Annotated in this window: 16 protein-coding genes; 10 read left to right on the forward strand and 6 right to left on the reverse strand. The window is 67.3% G+C overall.

All coding sequences use genetic code 11. The features are described from left to right. Nucleotides 1–340 precede the first annotated feature (340 nt). The 5 genes from N911_RS18760 (at nt 341) to N911_RS0106095 (ending at nt 4328) form a co-directional block, all read left to right on the forward strand. Nucleotides 341–685, forward strand: a complete 345-nt coding sequence (locus N911_RS18760; RefSeq protein WP_237559903.1) for a hypothetical protein — start codon at nt 341–343, stop codon at nt 683–685. An 11-nt stretch (nt 686–696) separates the two neighbouring features. Continuing rightward, entirely contained in the window at nt 697–1488 is a 792-nt protein-coding gene (locus tag N911_RS0106080; RefSeq protein ID WP_237559904.1) for a type III pantothenate kinase, read from the forward strand. A 2-nt stretch (nt 1489–1490) separates the two neighbouring features. After that, complete coding sequence (gene eno, locus N911_RS0106085) at nt 1491–2780, forward strand: phosphopyruvate hydratase (protein WP_029895343.1); 1290 nt, start codon at nt 1491–1493, stop codon at nt 2778–2780. Nucleotides 2781–2930: 150 nt separating this feature from the next. After that, nucleotides 2931–3788: a bifunctional methylenetetrahydrofolate dehydrogenase/methenyltetrahydrofolate cyclohydrolase FolD gene (gene folD, locus N911_RS0106090; RefSeq protein WP_029895344.1), complete on the forward strand. Its 858-nt coding sequence runs from the start codon at nt 2931–2933 to the stop codon at nt 3786–3788. Between the two features lie 84 nt (nt 3789–3872). Then, nucleotides 3873–4328 carry a YbhB/YbcL family Raf kinase inhibitor-like protein gene (locus N911_RS0106095; protein WP_029895346.1) on the forward strand — a complete coding sequence of 152 codons (456 nt, stop codon included), beginning with the start codon at nt 3873–3875 and terminating at the stop codon, nt 4326–4328. 30 nt (nt 4329–4358) lie between these two features. Here N911_RS0106095 and N911_RS0106100 read toward each other — a convergent pair whose 3' ends face one another. The 6 genes from N911_RS0106100 to N911_RS0106125 all read right to left on the reverse strand — a co-directional run bounded on the left by N911_RS0106100 (nt 4359) and on the right by N911_RS0106125 (nt 9976). Further along, a complete protein-coding gene (locus N911_RS0106100; RefSeq protein ID WP_029895348.1) occupies nt 4359–5477 on the reverse strand; it encodes a PQQ-dependent sugar dehydrogenase in 1119 nt (372 codons plus the stop codon). Nucleotides 5478–5497: 20 nt separating this feature from the next. Continuing rightward, nucleotides 5498–6208: an aspartate/glutamate racemase family protein gene (locus N911_RS0106105; protein ID WP_029895350.1), complete on the reverse strand. Its 711-nt coding sequence runs from the start codon at nt 6206–6208 to the stop codon at nt 5498–5500. 14 nt (nt 6209–6222) lie between these two features. Next, entirely contained in the window at nt 6223–7179 is a 957-nt protein-coding gene (locus tag N911_RS0106110; protein WP_029895352.1) for a membrane protein, read from the reverse strand. Continuing rightward, entirely contained in the window at nt 7179–8012 is an 834-nt protein-coding gene (gene panB, locus N911_RS0106115) for a 3-methyl-2-oxobutanoate hydroxymethyltransferase (protein WP_029895354.1), read from the reverse strand. Before panB ends, N911_RS0106110 begins: the two co-directional genes overlap by 1 nt. 151 nt (nt 8013–8163) lie before the next feature. Then, nucleotides 8164–8847 carry a LexA family transcriptional regulator gene (locus tag N911_RS0106120; protein ID WP_029895356.1) on the reverse strand — a complete coding sequence of 228 codons (684 nt, stop codon included), beginning with the start codon at nt 8845–8847 and terminating at the stop codon, nt 8164–8166. A gap of 436 nt (nt 8848–9283) precedes the next feature. Beyond that, complete coding sequence (locus N911_RS0106125) at nt 9284–9976, reverse strand: S24 family peptidase (RefSeq protein ID WP_051693964.1); 693 nt, start codon at nt 9974–9976, stop codon at nt 9284–9286. 239 nt (nt 9977–10215) lie between these two features. Between N911_RS0106125 and N911_RS0106130 the strand changes: the two genes are divergently transcribed. From N911_RS0106130 to pgm, 5 genes are all read left to right on the forward strand, one after another. Next, nucleotides 10216–10953, forward strand: a complete 738-nt coding sequence (locus N911_RS0106130) for a LexA family transcriptional regulator (protein ID WP_237559905.1) — start codon at nt 10216–10218, stop codon at nt 10951–10953. A gap of 167 nt (nt 10954–11120) precedes the next feature. Then, a complete protein-coding gene (locus N911_RS0106135; protein WP_029895361.1) occupies nt 11121–12095 on the forward strand; it encodes an ABC transporter substrate-binding protein in 975 nt (324 codons plus the stop codon). Then, a complete protein-coding gene (locus N911_RS17385; protein WP_051693966.1) occupies nt 12095–13498 on the forward strand; it encodes a sensor histidine kinase in 1404 nt (467 codons plus the stop codon). Before N911_RS0106135 ends, N911_RS17385 begins: the two co-directional genes overlap by 1 nt. A 43-nt stretch (nt 13499–13541) precedes the next feature. Beyond that, nucleotides 13542–14909, forward strand: a complete 1368-nt coding sequence (locus N911_RS0106145) for a phosphomannomutase/phosphoglucomutase (RefSeq protein WP_029895365.1) — start codon at nt 13542–13544, stop codon at nt 14907–14909. 79 nt (nt 14910–14988) lie between these two features. Next, the gene (pgm, locus tag N911_RS0106150) at nt 14989–16641 is read left to right on the forward strand and encodes a phosphoglucomutase (alpha-D-glucose-1,6-bisphosphate-dependent) (RefSeq protein WP_029895368.1); all 1653 of its coding nucleotides are present in this window, start codon (nt 14989–14991) and stop codon (nt 16639–16641) included. Nucleotides 16642–16649 lie beyond the last annotated feature (8 nt).

A 16649-nucleotide genomic window follows, 5' to 3' on the forward strand; every position in this document is an offset into this window, starting at 1 on the left:
CGCGTTGCGGGGAGCCGTGCAGCGGGCAGGTGTCCGGCGCCTGAACGCCGCGCACCTCGCACCCGCATGTATATTTCTTCTTTTCGAGATGGTTTGACACGTATTCTCCATTGCGCGGCCCGCCGCATGCCGGCTGATGAATCGGCCGAGCACACGGCTGTCGGCTCCGTGCGTCCTTTTTGCAAGGCTGTAACGCGGCCTGCGCGGCGAACGCAAGGACAATCGCCCGGACCGGGCGAAACAGCCCTCCTTCAAGCCCTCGTTGCGCATGCCCCGGCATTCCCGCTCTTTTCCCCGTGCCGCCTTGCCCTCATCCTTCGGCGGGTGTACTCTCCCGTAGGTGCAACGCAAGACAGACACGGAGCCGACCATGACTCGACTGTTCCTCGCCGCCGCCCTGCTGGGGCTGCTCGCCGCCGCCCCGGCTGTCCGCGCGGACGGCTTCTGCCCGAGCTACGGCGTCAAATGCTACCGCATGCCCGAAGTGGAGCCCGCCAAGACGTCTCTGGCGGATTTCCTTGGCCCGGAGGGCGACTACATGGGCAGCATCTTCCTGCCGGATGGCCAGACCCGCCCGGGCTGGTTCGACTGCGAGCCCGTGCGGACCGAATACCGCGACATGGATTTCGACGCCCTGTGCAACGAGCGGTTCGGCGAGTGCCTGGGCCGCTGCCGGTCCGAATAGCCCTTTTGCCCGTGCTGCTGCTCGACGCCGGAAACACTTCCCTCAAACTGGGCCTGCGCGGTCCGGACGGGGAATTGCGCGACTATTCACTGCCTTCCACTCCGGAGGCCACGGCGGATTCCCTTGGCCTGTCCATCATCTCGGCGATCAGCCACGCCGGGTTCGACCCGGAGGACATGCCCGCCTGGGTGGCCTGTTCCGTGGTTCCCCGGCTGGACAGGCTGTTGCGCGAAGCGGCCATGCGCTACTGCGGCTGCGAGGCGTTGTTCGTTCCCGGCGAGATTCCCCTCCCCCTGGCCAACCGCTACCAGCGGCCCGAGGAAGTGGGCGCGGACCGGCTGGTGACGGCCTACGCCGCCTCCCGCACGGTGGACACGCCCGGCTGTCTGGTCATCGACTTCGGCACGGCCACCACGTTCGACCTGGTGGCCGGGGGCGAGTACCTGGGCGGCCTCATTTGCCCCGGCGTGCTGACCTCGGCCCGGGCCCTTTCCTCCGGCACGGCCAAGCTGCCGCAGGCCGAACTGCGGGTGGAAACGGACCAGGCCGAGCCCGGCCTGTCCACGGCCACCTCGCTGTCCCACGGCCTGGTCTTCGGTTTCGCTGCCATGGCCGAGGGCTTGGCCGCGCGGCTGCTGCCCCGCCTGCCCGAAGGCTCGGCCGTGGTGGCCACCGGCGGCCTGGCCCCGCACATCGCCCGCGTCTGCCGGGCCATCCACCTGGTGCGGCCGCACCTGCTGCTGGAGGGCCTGGAGCTGGCATACACCGACAATTCGCTTTTCCAACCAGCCAAAGGAGCATGACAATGAGCGGCATTCTTTCCGTCTGGGGACGGGAAATCCTGGATTCCCGCGGCAATCCCACCGTCGAGGTCGAAGTCACTCTGGAGTCCGGCCACGTGGGTGTGGCCGCCGTGCCCTCGGGAGCGTCCACCGGCTCACGCGAAGCCCTGGAAATGCGCGACGGCGACAAGGGCCGCTACCTTGGCAAGGGCGTCACCCAGGCGGTGAACAACGTCATCGACGTCATCGCCGAGGAGGTCATCGGCCTGGACGCCCTGCGCCAGCCCGCCCTGGACAACACCCTCATCGACCTCGACGGCACCGAGAACAAATCCCGCCTGGGCGCCAACGCCATGCTGGGCGTGTCCATGGCCAACGCCCGCGCCGCCGCCGCCTTCCTGGGCCTGCCGCTGTACCAGTACCTTGGCGGGGTCAACTCCAAGGTGCTGCCCGCGCCCATGATGAACGTCATCAACGGCGGCGAGCACGCGGCCAACAACCTGGACATCCAGGAATTCATGATCATGCCACTGGGCGCGGAGACCTTCTCCGAGGCCCTGCGCATGGGCGCCGAGACCTTCCACGCCCTGAAGAAGATCCTGGCCAAGGATGGGCTGTCCACCAGCGTGGGCGACGAGGGCGGCTTCGCCCCGGACCTGCCCTCCAACGCCAAGGCCTTCGAGTACCTCATGTGGGCCATTGAGGAGGCCGGCTACCAGCCCGGTGCGCAGATTGCCCTGGCCATCGACGCCGCGGCCTCCGAGTTCTACAAGGACGGCAAATACGTCCTCTCCGGCGAGAACGCCTCCTACTCCGCCCAGGAGATGACCGGCTACTACGCCGAGCTGTGCAAGAAGTTCCCCCTTATCTCCATTGAGGACGGCCTGGCCGAGGGCGACTGGGAAGGCTTCGCGCACCTCACCGATGAGCTGGGCGACTCCATTCAGCTTGTCGGAGACGACCTCTTCGTGACCAACCCGGAGATCCTGGCCGAGGGCATCGAGCGCGGGGTGTGCAACTCCATCCTCATCAAGCTCAACCAGATCGGCACAGTCACGGAGACCCTGGACACCATCGAGATGGCCAAGGAGGCCTCCTACTCCACGGTCATCTCCCACCGCTCCGGTGAGACCGAGGACCACTTCATCTCCGACCTCGCCGTGGGGCTCAACGCCGGGCAGATCAAGACCGGCTCCCTGTCCCGCTCCGACCGCATCGCCAAGTACAACCAGCTCCTGCGCATCGAGGAGAACCTGGAGGAGGAGGGCCTTTACTTCGGTCCCTCCATGGCCGCCATGTTCTTCGGCGGATAGCAAGGACACTCGGAACAACGACACCCCCTGGGGAGGGCGGCCAAGCCGCCCTCCCCTTTTTCAATCGCGTCCGGCGGGTTGCGCTTGGTGGCGTCCCCTTGTAGTGAGCGGTCTTTCACGAGCGACACCCCAGCCCGGAGGAATCCCGCCATGATCCTGCTGGACGGCAAGGCCACGTCCCAGACCATACGTACCGAACTGGCCGGGGAGGTGCGCGCCCTGGCCGAGAAGCACGGCCGTCCGCCCGGACTGGCCGTGGTCATCGTGGGCGAGGACCCCGCCTCCAAGGTCTACGTGCGCATGAAGGTCAAGGCCTGCCACGAGACCGGTATCCTCTCGCGCCACCTGGAACTGCCCGAATCCACTTCCCAGGCCGAGCTGGAGCGGGTGGTGGACGACCTCAACGCCGACCCGTCCATCGACGGCATCCTGGTGCAGCTCCCCCTGCCCCGCCAGCTGGACGCCCAGCCCATCCTGGACCGCATCAACCCGGACAAGGACGTGGACGGCTTCCACCCCGTGAACGTGGGCCGGCTGGCCCTGGGCCTGCCCGGCTTCGTTTCCTGCACCCCGGCGGGCTGCATGGAACTGCTGCGCCGCTACGGCCTGCGGCCCGAGGGCAAGCACGCCGTCATCGTGGGACGCTCCAACATCGTGGGCAAGCCCCTGGCGCTGCTGCTGCAGCAACCCACCGAGATGGGCAACGCCACGGTCACGGTCTGCCACTCGCGCACCCCGGACCTGGCCGAGCACACCCGTCGAGCTGACTTCCTCTTCGCCGCCATCGGCAAGCCGGGCATGATCTCCGGCGACATGGTCAAGGACGGGGCCGTGGTGGTGGACGTGGGCATCAGCCGCACAGACGACGGGCTTAAGGGCGACTGCGACTTCGAGGCCATGCGCGACAGGGTTTCGGCCATCACCCCGGTTCCCGGCGGCGTGGGGCCCATGACCATCGCCATGCTGCTGCGCAACACTGTGGATTCCTGCGCCCGGCGGCTGGGCTGATTCACCCGGCTTTTCCACCGGACAGCCTTGGAACCGCTTTCCGTGCTGTGTTATCCTTGGGGTAAAAACCCAAGGAGGCACCGCATGGCCATCACCATCACCAGCGCCGCGTTCGACGACGGCAAACCCATCCCGAAGAAATACACCTGCGACGGCAAGGACCTTTCCCCGCCCCTGGCCTTCTCCGGCCTGCCCGGCGGCACGGCCTCCGTGGCCCTGATCTGCGACGACCCCGACGCCCCGGGCGGCACCTTCACCCACTGGGTGCTCTTCGACCTGCCCCCGGACACCGCCGGTCTTGAGGAGGGCATGGCCGCGGCCACCCTGCCCGGCAAGGCCGCTCACGGAGTCAATTCCTTCGGCAAAGCCACCTATGGCGGCCCCTGCCCGCCGGGCGGCACGCACCGCTACTATTTCACGCTCTACGCCCTGGACCGCGAACTGGGTCTGGACGAAGGGGTGGACAAGGACGCCGTACTGCACGCCATGCAGGGACACGTGCTGGACAAGGGGGAATTCATGGGAACCTACGCCAGATGAGCGGTCCGGGAACGGGCCGCCTCGGACAGCTCAGGGCGAGTAGGTGATGCGGTAGACGAGGCCCGCCTCGTCGTCGGACAGGAGCATGGAGCCGTCCGGCAGCCGCAGCAGGTCAACCGGCCGCCCCCAGGCCTGCCCGGTCTCCTGGTTCAGCCAGCCGGAGATGAAGGGCTCGTAGCCCTGCGGCTCGTCGTCCTCGTTCAGCCTCACCCGCGTGACGCGGTAGCCGATGGGCGTGGTGCGGTTCCAGGAGCCGTGCTCGGCGATGAGGATGTCGCCGCGCATGGATTCCGGGAACATGGGGCCGGTAACGAAGCGCATGCCCAGCGACGCCACGTGGGCGGGCAGTTCCACCTGGGCCGGAGTGAAGCGGGAGCAGTCCACCCGCCCCGCGTAGCGCGGGTCCGGGGTGTTCTTCCCGAAACAGTAGGGATAGCCGTAGTGGTTGCCCGCTTCGGCGGCGCGGTTCAGTTCGTCCGGCGGTCGCTCGTCACCCAGCCAGTCCCGGCCGTTGTCCGTGAACCACAAGACCCCGGTGTCGGGGTTCCAATCGAAGCCCACGGTGTTGCGGATTCCCCTGGCCACGGTTTGCAGGCCGGAGCCGTCGGGCCGCATGCGGTGGAGGGCGGCGTAGGGCTCGGGCGGGGCGCAGACGTTGCACGGCGCGCCCACCGGCACGTACAGCCAGCCGTCCGGGCCGAAGGCGATGTACTTCCAACCGTGGCGGCGGTCCTCGGGAAAGGAGTCGTTGACCACCCGGGGGAACGGCGGGTCGGTCAGCCGGTACTCAATGTCCTCCAGCAGGGTGACACGGTCGATCTCGGCGATGTAGAGGTCTCCGCCCCGGAAGGCCACGCCGTTGGGCTGGGCCATGGCCTCGGTCAGGGGCAGCACGTCCTCGCCGAAACCGTCGCGGTCCAAATCGCGCACGGCGTAGACCCGCGTTCCCCGGGTGCCAACGAACAGCGTCCGCTCGCCCAGGGCCAGGGAACGCGCACCGGGCACCTCGGCGTAGATGGAGATGGAGAAGCCCTCGGGCAGGGAGAGGGTGCTCAACTCGTCCCGCCAGTCCCCGGGCTCCGCGGCCGCGGGCGCGGCCCAAACCAGCAGGAGCAGCAACAGTGGAAGGTTACCAGGAAACCGGAGCATGATTTCTTGTATCCCGGCCTTCAGGTTCCGGCAACCTCTTCGCCCAGGCAGAAGGTGGCCGCGGCCCGGGCGTGCAGGGCTGTGGTGTCCAAGAGCGGCAGGGGCGAGTCCTGTGGCCGGACCAGCAGCGGAATCTCGGTGCAGCCCAGCACCACGGCCTCCGCCCCGCCCCCGGCCAGCCCGCCGATGATCTCCACGTAGCGCGCCAGGGACTCGGGGCGGAACTCGCCCCGGCACAGTTCCTCGAAGATAACCCGGTGGACGAACTCCCGCTCCTCGTCCGGGGGAATGTCCACGGTCACGCCGAAGCGCTCGGAAAAGACGGTGTGGTAGATGTCGCGCTCCATGGTGAAGCGGGTGCCCAGCAGCCCCACGCGGGAGTACCCCCGGCGGACGGCCTCCTCGCCCGTGGCCTCCACGATGTCCAGCAATGGCACCGAGGACGCCTCGCGCACGGCCGGGGCCACCACATGCATGGTGTTGGTGGCGATGAGCAGGCACTCCGCCCCGGCCCGCTCCAGCCCCGAGCCCGCCTCTGCCAGCCTGGTGCCCAGCCCGCTCCAGTCGTCCTTCCGCTGCATGTCGGCTATCTCCTGGAACTCGAAGGAATGCAGCAGGATGGGGGCGGAGTGCAGTCCGCCAAGGCTCTCGGCCACGGCCTGATTAATGAGCCGGTAGTACTCCAGGGTGGATTCCCAACTCATGCCGCCGAGAATGCCGATGGTACGCACGCGGGGCTCCTTGCTCAGATGGTGGTGACGTAGAATACCCAGGTGACGAAGGACATGGCCAGCACCCGCAACCCCTGGCTGAATACCATCAGCCGCAGGGCCAGTGCCGGAGTGTAAATGCCCGCGTAGTACGGGAACTGGTGCCGGAAGGCGCGCATGGGGCTGGAGAGGATGTTGCCCACCAGAAGCGCCAGCACGATCTCCCGCGCGGGCAGGCTGCCCGCCTCCAGCAGCGCGCCCGCCACCGCCAGCCCCGCGGTGAACTCCGAGGCGATCTGGAAAACCACGATGGAGAAGGTCTTGGGATGCAGCCAGGACAGCAGCCCCACGTTGTTGGCCAGGAAGGACTCCAGCTGGTCGAACAGCCCGGTGCGGTTGGCGAAGAATATGGCCGTGTAGACCGGCACGGTGATGAAGAGGATGCGCGGGATGCGCTTTTTGAATCGCCGGAAGGCTTTGCCCAGGGCGGAGGCGAAGGACTTGGGCCCGGCCTCGTCCAGGCGGCAGACCACGCAGCCCTCGGGAATGGGCGGCAGGGTCAGCCGCCCCACCGCGATGATGACGGCCGTGCGCAGAACGGCCGCGCACAGGGAGAGCCCCACGTACCAGGCCGCGGCCATGCCGATGAAGGGCAGGGTGATGAAGAAGACCGTGGGCAAGTGCAGCAGGTAGGTGGGCAGGGCGTTGAAAAGATTGGAGAGCACCAGCTCGGTGCGGTCGATCTTCCCTTCCTTGTGCGCCTCGGCCAGCATGGTGTTGGCCGAGACACCGGAGAAGAAGGCCATGGAGAAGGAGGCCCCGGCCACGTCCTTGAGCTTGGCCAGCCGGATGAGCGGCGAGGCGATGCGGGCCATGGCGTGGGTCCAGTTGAGCGCCTCGATGAGGTTGCCCACGATGAGGCCCAGGGAAATGAAGAAGGTGAGGCGGAGAAGGGGCCAGCCCAGCCCGTCCCACAGCGAGGCCGGGTCCATCACAGCTCCTCGAGCTTCTCCCGTTCCTCGCCCGAGAGGCGGAACTCGTGCTCGGGGCCGGGAAAGCCGCCCTGGCGCACGTCTTTGACGTAGGCAGCCAGAGCCTCAGCGGAGGCCGAGCCCAGCTCGGCGTAGCGTTTGACGAAGCGCGGGGTGAAGCGGTCGAAGAGGCCCAGGACGTCGTGGATGACCAGCACCTGTCCGTCGCAGCCCGGCCCGGCGCCGATGCCGATGGTGGGGATGTCCAGCCGCGACGTGACCAGCTCGGCCACCTCGGAGGGAACGGCCTCAAGCACCAGGGAGAAGCAGCCCGCCCGCTCCAGGTCGCGAGCCTCCTGAAGCAGCACCCTGGCGGCCTCAGCGCTGCGCGCCTGGGCCTTGAACCCGCCAATCTCGGCCAGCCGCTGCGGGGTGAGCCCAACGTGGCCCATGACCGGCACCCCGGCCCGCGCCAGCGCGCGCACCGCCTCAAGGTGCTTGGCGCCCTCCAGCTTGACAGCCCGAGCCCCGCCCTCGGCCAGAAAGCGCAGGCCGTTCTCCACCGCCTGTTCCACGGAAACGGCGTAGGAGCCGAAGGGCATGTCGCCCACCACCAGGGCGCTCTTGGCCGTACGGGCCACGGCCTTGGTGTGGTGGAGCATGTCCTCCATGGTAACGGAGAGGGTGTCCTCGTAGCCCAGCACCACCATGCCCAGGGAATCGCCCACCAGCAAAACGTCCGCCCCGGCTCGCTCGGCCAGGGTGGCCGTGGCGGCGTCGTAGGCGGTGAGCATGGCGATCTTGTCTCCGCCCTTGCGGGCGGCCAGTTCCGGCGCGGTCAGCTGCCTGGCCATGGGCTGTCTCCGGGTTGGGGGTGGCGGAAGGTGGACAACCTACCCCTTTTGCCGGTCCAAGAAAACCCCGGCAAAGAAAAAGCCCGCCTGGGGCGGGCTTGTGCAGAGCCATCGGCCCACCCGGTTTCCCGGGCGGGAATGCAAGGCGTCGCTAGAGTTCCTGCAGCACCCAGACCACCCGGCCCACGATGCGCTCCTCGGCCTTGGCGGCCTCCAGGGTCTGCTCAGGGTGTTCGGCGTTCTCGCTGCGCATGATGAAACGGTTGTTGTCCGCGTCAAAATAGACACGCTTGAGCACCAACCCCTCGTGGGGCACGTGCAGCCCGTAGATTTCGCCGGAGCGAACCCGCTTGTTCTCGGCGTCCAGCCCCAGGTAGGCCCCGCGGCGGATGATGGGCTCCATTCCGGAGCCGTCCACGCGCACCACCAGGATGGAAGGCTTGTGGAAGGTCTCGGGCAGGGCAAGCTGGCTGACGTAGTCCGGCTGCCACTGCCCCTCCTCCCCGCGCACACCGCTCATGGAGGAGACGTTGACGACCCGGCTGCGGGACGGGCTTTTGCCATAGGTGGTGGCGGTCTCGGCCACGCCCTGGAAATTGGCCGAACTGTCGGCCATTTCCGGCTTGAGGTACATGGGATCCATGCCGTCGGACAGCCAGTCCGGGTTGAGGCCGTGGCTGCGGAACAGTTTGAGGAACCAGTCCGACGGCACCGAGTTGCGCCGCTTGGCGTCGGATATGCTCGACTGCCTGATGGACAGGATGTTGGCCAGCTCCACCTGGGTTCTGGCCCCGGTGGCTTTCTTGATACGCTCCAGCGTTTCGTCGAAGCTCATGGTACTTCCCCTCGTGGCTTCAGTTACGGTTTCGGCGCCGATATCCGCTTCTTCATGAATCCGGGGCGCCACATGATGACGACCCCCTTCCCCGGCACACTGCCTGCATCAGAAACGCGGGAACCGTCAAATCCATGACCTTATTCGCCACCCGCCTCCAGAGTACGGGCAGCCCGCTTGACATTGCTTACGATTCGAACAACATATCATGCCCATGGCCCCCCATGCCTAGGACGGCCGCGATTATGGGCGGGTCTCGTATCCAACTTTCTATTACCCTGAGGAAAGAATGGCAAGTCAATCTTTTTCCTCAGGCGATAATTTTCACACTTTTTTGGTATATTTTTTCCCCACAGCGGCCCCCCCCACGCACGCCGGACCACCGGCAAGGAAGTCGCCTCCGGAGCGGGGCGGACGCGAAGGGAGTTGGGAATGGCTACAATTCCTGCACCACCCAGGCCACGCGGCCGATGAGACGGTCGCTTTTCTGGGCCAGGGGCAGTCTGTCGCCCGGAGCGGCGGCGTCCTCGCCCTTGAGGATGAGGGCGTCTTCCGAGAGGTCCAGAAAGACCCGCCGCAGGACCATGCCCATGCCCGGGATGGCCACGGCGTAGACGTCCCCCTCCTGCACGCCGCGCCTGGCCAGGTCCACGCCCACCAGGGCCCCCCTGCGCACGGTGGGGGCCATGCCGGAATCCTGCATGCGCACGGCCAGCACGTCCTGGCGGGCCAGGTTGGCGGGCACGCCCACCCTGCCCAGCTCCGGGGCGGTCCATCGGCCCTCGGCACCCATCTCCCCGTCCTGGCTGTGCACGGTGATCATGGATACACCGCCGTAGCCCGTGGTCGATTCGGCCACGCCCTCGGCGTCGGCTTCGTCCGCTCCGGTCAGGCTGCGCGGCGGCTCGCCCGCCACCAGCCAGCGGGGGTTCCAGCCGTCCAGGGCCAGGCTCAGAACCCAGGAGGCGGGTACGCGGCGGTTCTTCTTGGCGTCGGACACGCTGGACTGGCGGATGCCCAGCCTGGCGGCCAGTTCCACCTGGGTGCGGGCGCCCGAGGCCGTCTGCACGCGATGGAATATCTCTTCGAAATGTTCGGGATTGCGTAATGTTTCCAAGCCAATATCCATAGAACCACCCCTTTCCTTCGGATTATGCAATTCAAGGTTGCGCTTTTTCCGAGCATGTAGCAACACATTGCGAATACTGGCAAGCGGAATATGAATGCGGCCCAACGAAATGAGGCATGGCGCAAGTCAGTATTTATCATTTGAACTTTCGATTCAAAAAAGCGATACGGAGCCCAGGCATGCACCAGGCGGAGCGGGGACAGGATTTCGTTGGCGAACCCACCTTTTCTTACGGCGAAATGAACGAAGAACAATTCGAGGAATGCTTCAAGCGCCTCAAAGAGGCCCTTGGCGTGCGCAACGCCAGCGAGCTGGCCAAGGCGCTGCGCATCAGCCACCAGGGAGTCTCCTCGGCCAGGCAGCGCAGGCAGATTCCCATGAGTTGGCTGCGCTACGCCGCCGAGTCCGAAGGCGTCTCCATCGACTGGCTGCTCTACGGGCGCGGCGGCATGCGCCGGGAATCCGGCCCGAGGCGGGTTGAGGCGGAAACCGGCGGCCCCGCCCGGGCCGATCACTCCGGACGCGAGCCTGAATCCTCCGGCTACGGCACACCCCGCGTGTTCCAGGCAGGGGAGGTGGTCGTCCCGCCACGGGTTGAGCCGCGCCTTCTGCGGGACTCCCTGCTGTTCGAGGAATCACCGGAACAGCCCGGGGTCTGCTTCCAGCACTTCTGGCTCTCCAGGCTGGGCACCATCGCCTCCATGGCGGTCATGCCCATGCACGGCCGACACATGGAGCCCAGCCTGGTGCGGGGCGACCTGCTCCTGCTGGACCGCTCCCAGACAGAGATCATCCCCGGCTCGGTGTACGCGGTGGCCATGGGCGAGGAGGTGGTGATCAAGCGGCTGGAACGGCTGCCCGGCGAACTGGTCCTGGGCAACGACAACCCGGATTGCGAGGACGTCCGTGTGCCGTACCCCAGCGATGACCTGCGCGTGCTGGCCCGGGTGGTGTGGTCGGGGAGATGCCTGGCCTGAACCCGGCGTTTCCCGTCCGCACCGGACTGTGACTGGCGCATACCACAAGAATGATTCAACCCTTTCCACGACTTCGACAACGCCTTCGCGCATACGCGCTTCCAATCAGACCCGGCTGGTGTTACAGAAAAACCGTTCCGCGATTCTTCACAACCGGAGTCTTTTTCATGCGCTTCCCGCCACTTCTCATCCTGCTCCTGTTCCTTCTCGCTGTGCCGCACCCCGCCAACGCCCAGCAGAGAGCCACCATCTCGATGGGGTCCGGGGCATTCGGCCTGCCATTGACCTCCGCCCAGCAGATCGGCGCCTTCAAACAGAACGGCATCGACCTGGAGATCAGCCACCACGGCAAGGGCGCCAAAGCCATGGCCGAATTCCTCGCCAAGGGATACGACTTCGGCTGGACCAGCGGACTCCCCATCACCAAGGCCGCCTTCGACCACGACGGCTTCTGCCTCCTGGCCAGCCTGGGCTCCACCGGCAAGCTCTTCGAGGTTTGGGCCGACCGCGGCAAGGGAATCACCACCGTTGGCGACCTGCGGGGAAAGCGCATCGGCGTCACCGGACGCGGCAGGGGGAGCGACTACTACCTGTACGCCCTGCTCCTGAAAAACGGCATCGAGATCTCCGAGGTGGAAGTGGTTCCCATGAAGCGCAAGGAGCTGCCCGCGGCCCTGTCCAAGAGCGAGGTGGACGCCGTTTCCGAGCAGCCATCCCGCATGCGCGAGGCCAGCGAGGTCCTGGGCGGCGACCTGGTGGTCTTCGCGGACGACACGGTTTTCCTGCGCCACGTCTTTCTCCTCGCCAGGAAGGACTTCGTGCGCGCAAACCCCGACCTGGCCGTGGCCATGCTTCGCTCACTGGACCAGGGCATCCAGCACCTGCGGGACAACCCGGGGCGGGCCGTGGACTTCATCTCCGCTAAGCTGGACCTTGACCCCCGGAAGGTCCGCGAGCTCATGGAGGACACCGACTACCGGCTCTCCCTGGACCAGTCACTCTACCCCACCATGGAGAACTACGCCCAGTGGCTCATACAAACGGGAGTGGTAAAGCGGGGGCCGCTGCCCGACTTCACGAACATCTTCTGCCCCGACCCCCTCATGTCCATTGATCCGGGCAGAGTGACCATCATCCACTGATGACCATCCGCGGCAAGCTCCGCCTTCTCGGCTTGTTGGCCCTGGCGCAGGCCGTTCTCCTGCTGGGACTTTTTCTCTGGGTGCAGACCCGCGAGGCCTCCTACACCCGTATGCGGGACGTGAGCATGGACATCGTCATGGCCTGCTCCAACCTCAACCGGCTGGCCTTCGAAGCCGACCCGCAAAACCTCCGCCGCGTCACCAATCAATGGCGCGTCCTGCACGGCCGCGTATTGGACCTCACCGCCCGCTACCAGCGCGTCAGCCGGGAGGTGGGGCAGGACGTGGAGGCCATCCGCGACACTCTGGGCAAGGCGGACGCCGTATTCAAGCAGGCCAGCCGGGCCATCGACACCGGCATCCCCGGCCAGGAGTTCCGCCTCTCCATGGTCTCCTTCTTCACCCAGCAGACCGAGTCCGTGGCCAAACACCTGGCCGCCAGGGCCGAGGCCCTGTCCAAGCGCAGCAAACAGACCAGCTTCCTGGCCACGGTCATGGCCATCGCTGTATTCGGCCTCAGCCTGCTGGTCCTCGTCCACCGCATCGGCATTTCCATCCAGCGGCCCATCGAGGCCCTGCGCGACGACATGCGCCGCATGACCTACGCCGACGAAAACCACCGCGCCCGCGTCATCAGCGACGACGAAATGGGCGAGCTGGCCCGCGACTGCAACGCCATGGTGGACAGGCTGCGGGAGATGACCGTCTCTATGGACTCCCTCACCGAGGAGTCCCGGCTGCGGCGGCAAAGCGAGCAGAAGGTCCGCAGGCTCATCAGCATGCTTCTGCGCAACTCCGAGCGGGAGCGCAAGGCCCTGGGCAGCGAACTGCACGACGGGGTGGTGCAGTCCCTGGTGGGGGCCGGCCTCATCCTGGAGGAGCAGGCCCAGGTGGCCAAGCTGAAGGACGAGGAGATCGATCCCAGACGGCTGGCCCTGGCCTCGGACGTCATCAAGGAACAGGTGCGGGAACTGCGCCGCCTGATCATGGACCTGCGCCCCACGGTTCTGGACGACCTGGGCCTGGACCAGGCCCTGCACTGGCTCTGCCGCCAGTACGCCACCAACTACCCGGACACGGAGTACGAGTACATGCCCGAGGAAGAGCTGCCCCCGGTGCCGGACGACGCCGCGGCCTGCCTCTTCCGAGTGGCCCAGGAAGCCCTCAGCAACGGCACCCGCCACGGCCTGGCCAGCCACATCGACATCAAGGTCTGGTCCGAGGACCACATGCTCAACCTGGAGGTGCGGGACGACGGCCAGGGCTTCGACCAGACGGACGTGGACCGGGGACACGGCCTGGCCATCATGCGGGAACGGCTGGAACTTCTGGGCGGCGACCTGGTCCTGGATTCCGAACCGGGCGAGGGAACCAGCCTGCGAGCCACCGTCCCCCTTGCCTGAACAAGGCGGCTGGCGTACCTAGGCCCTCCCAGGGAGGATCGCCATGCGGCCCATCAATCCGGCCATTTTCCGCAAGTACGACATCCGGGGCATCGTGGACCAGGACTTCGACCCGGAATGGGTTGAGCGCCTGGGCCTGGCCTGCGGCCGCTTCTTCCGCGAGGACGGCCGCACCCGCGCCGCCGTGGCCCGCGACGCCCGCCACACCTCGCCCGCCTACGCCGAGGCCGCCGCCCTGGGCCTGGCCATGGCCGGGCTGGACGTGGTCCTTCTGGACCGTCTGCCCACTCCGGCCTTCTACTTCGCCACCCGCCACCTGGACCTGTGGGCGGGCGTCATGATCACCGCCTCCCACAACCCGCCGGAATACAACGGCTTCAAGATTCTGCGCGGGGAGCGCTGCGTGTACGGCGACGACATCCAGGCCATCCGCGCCCTCATGGAGGAGGAGCCGGCCCCGGCCGAACGCGCCGGCATCGTCAGCCGCCACGACATCCTCCCCGCGTACCTGGACGCCCTGGCCGAACGCTCCTCCCTGGCGCGGCCCGTGAAGGTCGTGGTGGACGGCGGCAACGGCGCGGCCGGGGACGTGGCGGCCGAGGCCCTGCGTAGGGCGGGCGCTGAGGTTATCGAGCTGTACTGCGCCCCGGACCCGGACCTGCCCAACCACCACCCCGACCCCTCGGTGGCCGAGAACACCCGCGACCTGGCCGAGGCCGTGCGGAAAAGCGGCGCGGACCTGGGACTGGGACTGGACGGCGACGGCGACCGCGTGGGGCTGGTGGACGAAACCGGCGGCCTGTGGCCCAACGACCGGGTGGCCGCCCTGCTGGCCCGCGAGTGCCTCTCCCGCCACCCCGGGGCCACCGTGCTGGGCGACGTGAAGTGCTCCCACCTCTTCTTCCGCGACGTGGAGAACCACGGCGGCAATCCGGTCATGGCCGCCACCGGCCACTCCTTGATGAAGGCGAAAATGGCCGAACTGGGCGCGGCCTTCGGCGGGGAACTGTCCGGGCACATGTTCTTCGGCGCGGACTTTTTCGGCTACGACGACGCCGCCCTTGCCTGCCTCAAGCTGGCGGAGATCGCCTCCCGCGCGGACGGCCCCGTCTCCTCCCTGCCGCGCGGCTGGCCAGAGACCCACGCCACGCCGGAGATGCGCATCGAGACCCCGGAAGGGACCAACTTCGACGTCGTGCGCCGGGCGGTGGACCACTTCTCCGGGCGCTACCCCACCTCCACTATCGACGGGGTGCGCGTGGACTTCGGCGACGGCTGGGCGCTGGTGCGAGCCTCCAACACCCAAAGCGTGGTGGTGGTGCGCTGCGAGGCGGAGACCGCCGAGCGGCTGGCGGAAATCCGCGCCGAGGTCGAGGACCGGGTTCGCGGCTGGATCGACGCGCCCGTCTAGCCGTTCGCACCGGGCGTATTGGAAAAAGGGCGCGCTTGCGCTATCCTCGCCGCGATTAGCCGAACTCCAAGGAGGAGCAATGTCCCCGAGCCCCCTGGCCGGCAAGCCCGCGCCCGACGAACTGCTGGTCCACATCCCGCGCCTTGTGGCGGCCTACTACGAATACAAGCCCGACCCGGACAAGCCCGCCGAACGGGTCAGCTTCGGCACCTCCGGCCACCGGGGGTCCAGCCTGTCGCGCTCCTTCAACCTGGACCACATCCTGGCCGTGACCCAGGCGGTCTGCGACTATCGCCGCGAAAAGGGCATCACCGGCCCCCTTTTCCTGGGCATGGACACCCACGGCCTGTCCGAACCGGCCCACATGACCGCCCTGGCCGTGCTTGCGGCCAACGGCGTGCGCGTCATCCCGCAGGAAAATCACGGCTATACCCCCACCCCGGCCGTCTCCCACGCCATCCTCGACCACAACCGCTCCGGCCCCGCCGCCAAGGCCGACGGCATCGTCATCACCCCCTCCCACAACCCCCCGGAGGACGGCGGCTTCAAGTACAATCCGCCCGAAGGCGGCCCAGCCGGATCGGACGTCACAACCTGGATCGAGGCCCGGGCCGGGGACATCATGCGCCAGGGCCGCACCGCCGTGCGCCGCATGGATTTCGAGGAGGCCATGGCCGCGGAGACCACCGAGCCGCGCGACCTAGTCACGCCCTACGTCTCCCAGCTGGGCGACGTGGTGGACATGGAGGCCATCCGCTCGGCCGGGCTGAAGATAGGCGTGGACCCGCTGGGCGGCGCCTCCATCGATTACTGGAAGGCCATCGCCGAGCACTGGGGCCTGGACATCGAGGTGGTGGGCGGCCGGGTGGACCCCACCTTTTCCTTCATGCCCGTGGACAAGGACGGCGTCATCCGCATGGACTGCTCGTCCAGCTACGCCATGGCCGGACTCATCGAACTCAAGGACCGTTTCGACATAGCCCTGGGCAACGACCCGGACACCGACCGCCACGGCATCGTCACCCGCTCCGCCGGACTGCTCAACCCCAACCACTACCTCGCGGTGTGCGTGGACTACCTCTTCCGCCACCGCCCCGGCTGGCCGGAGACCGCCAAGGTGGGCAAAACCCTGGTCTCCAGCTCCATGATCGACCGGGTGGCCGCCGACCTGGGCCGCGAGCTGGCCGAGGTGCCGGTGGGCTTCAAGTGGTTCGTGGACGGGCTGCTTTCCGGCGAATACGGCTTCGGCGGCGAGGAGAGCGCCGGGGCCTCCTTCCTGCGCCGAGACGGCACCGTGTGGACCACGGACAAGGACGGCATCATCCTTTGCCTGCTGGCCTGCGAGATAACCGCCCGCACTGGCCGCGACCCGGCCGAGTTGTACGCCGAGTTGGAAAAGATGCACGGCTCCCCCGTCTACGAGCGGCTGCAGGCCCCGGCCAATCGCGAGCAAAAGGCCGTGCTCAAGAACCTCTCCCCGGAGGACGTGCCCGCGGACAGCCTGGCGGGCGAGCCCATCATCGCCAAGATGACCCGCGCCCCGGCCAACGACGCCCCCATCGGCGGCCTGAAGGTGGTGGCGGAGAACGGCTGGTTCGCCGCCCGGCCCTCCGGCACCGAGGACATCTACAAGATTTACACCGAAAGCTTCCTGGGCCCGGACCACCTGGCCCGCATACAGAAGGAGGCCCAGGCCATGGTGGCCGAGGCCTTCCAAAAGGCCGGAGCGTAAGGACCCCA

The organism is Desulfohalovibrio reitneri, from assembly GCF_000711295.1.
Lineage (GTDB): Bacteria > Desulfobacterota > Desulfovibrionia > Desulfovibrionales > Desulfovibrionaceae > Desulfohalovibrio > Desulfohalovibrio reitneri.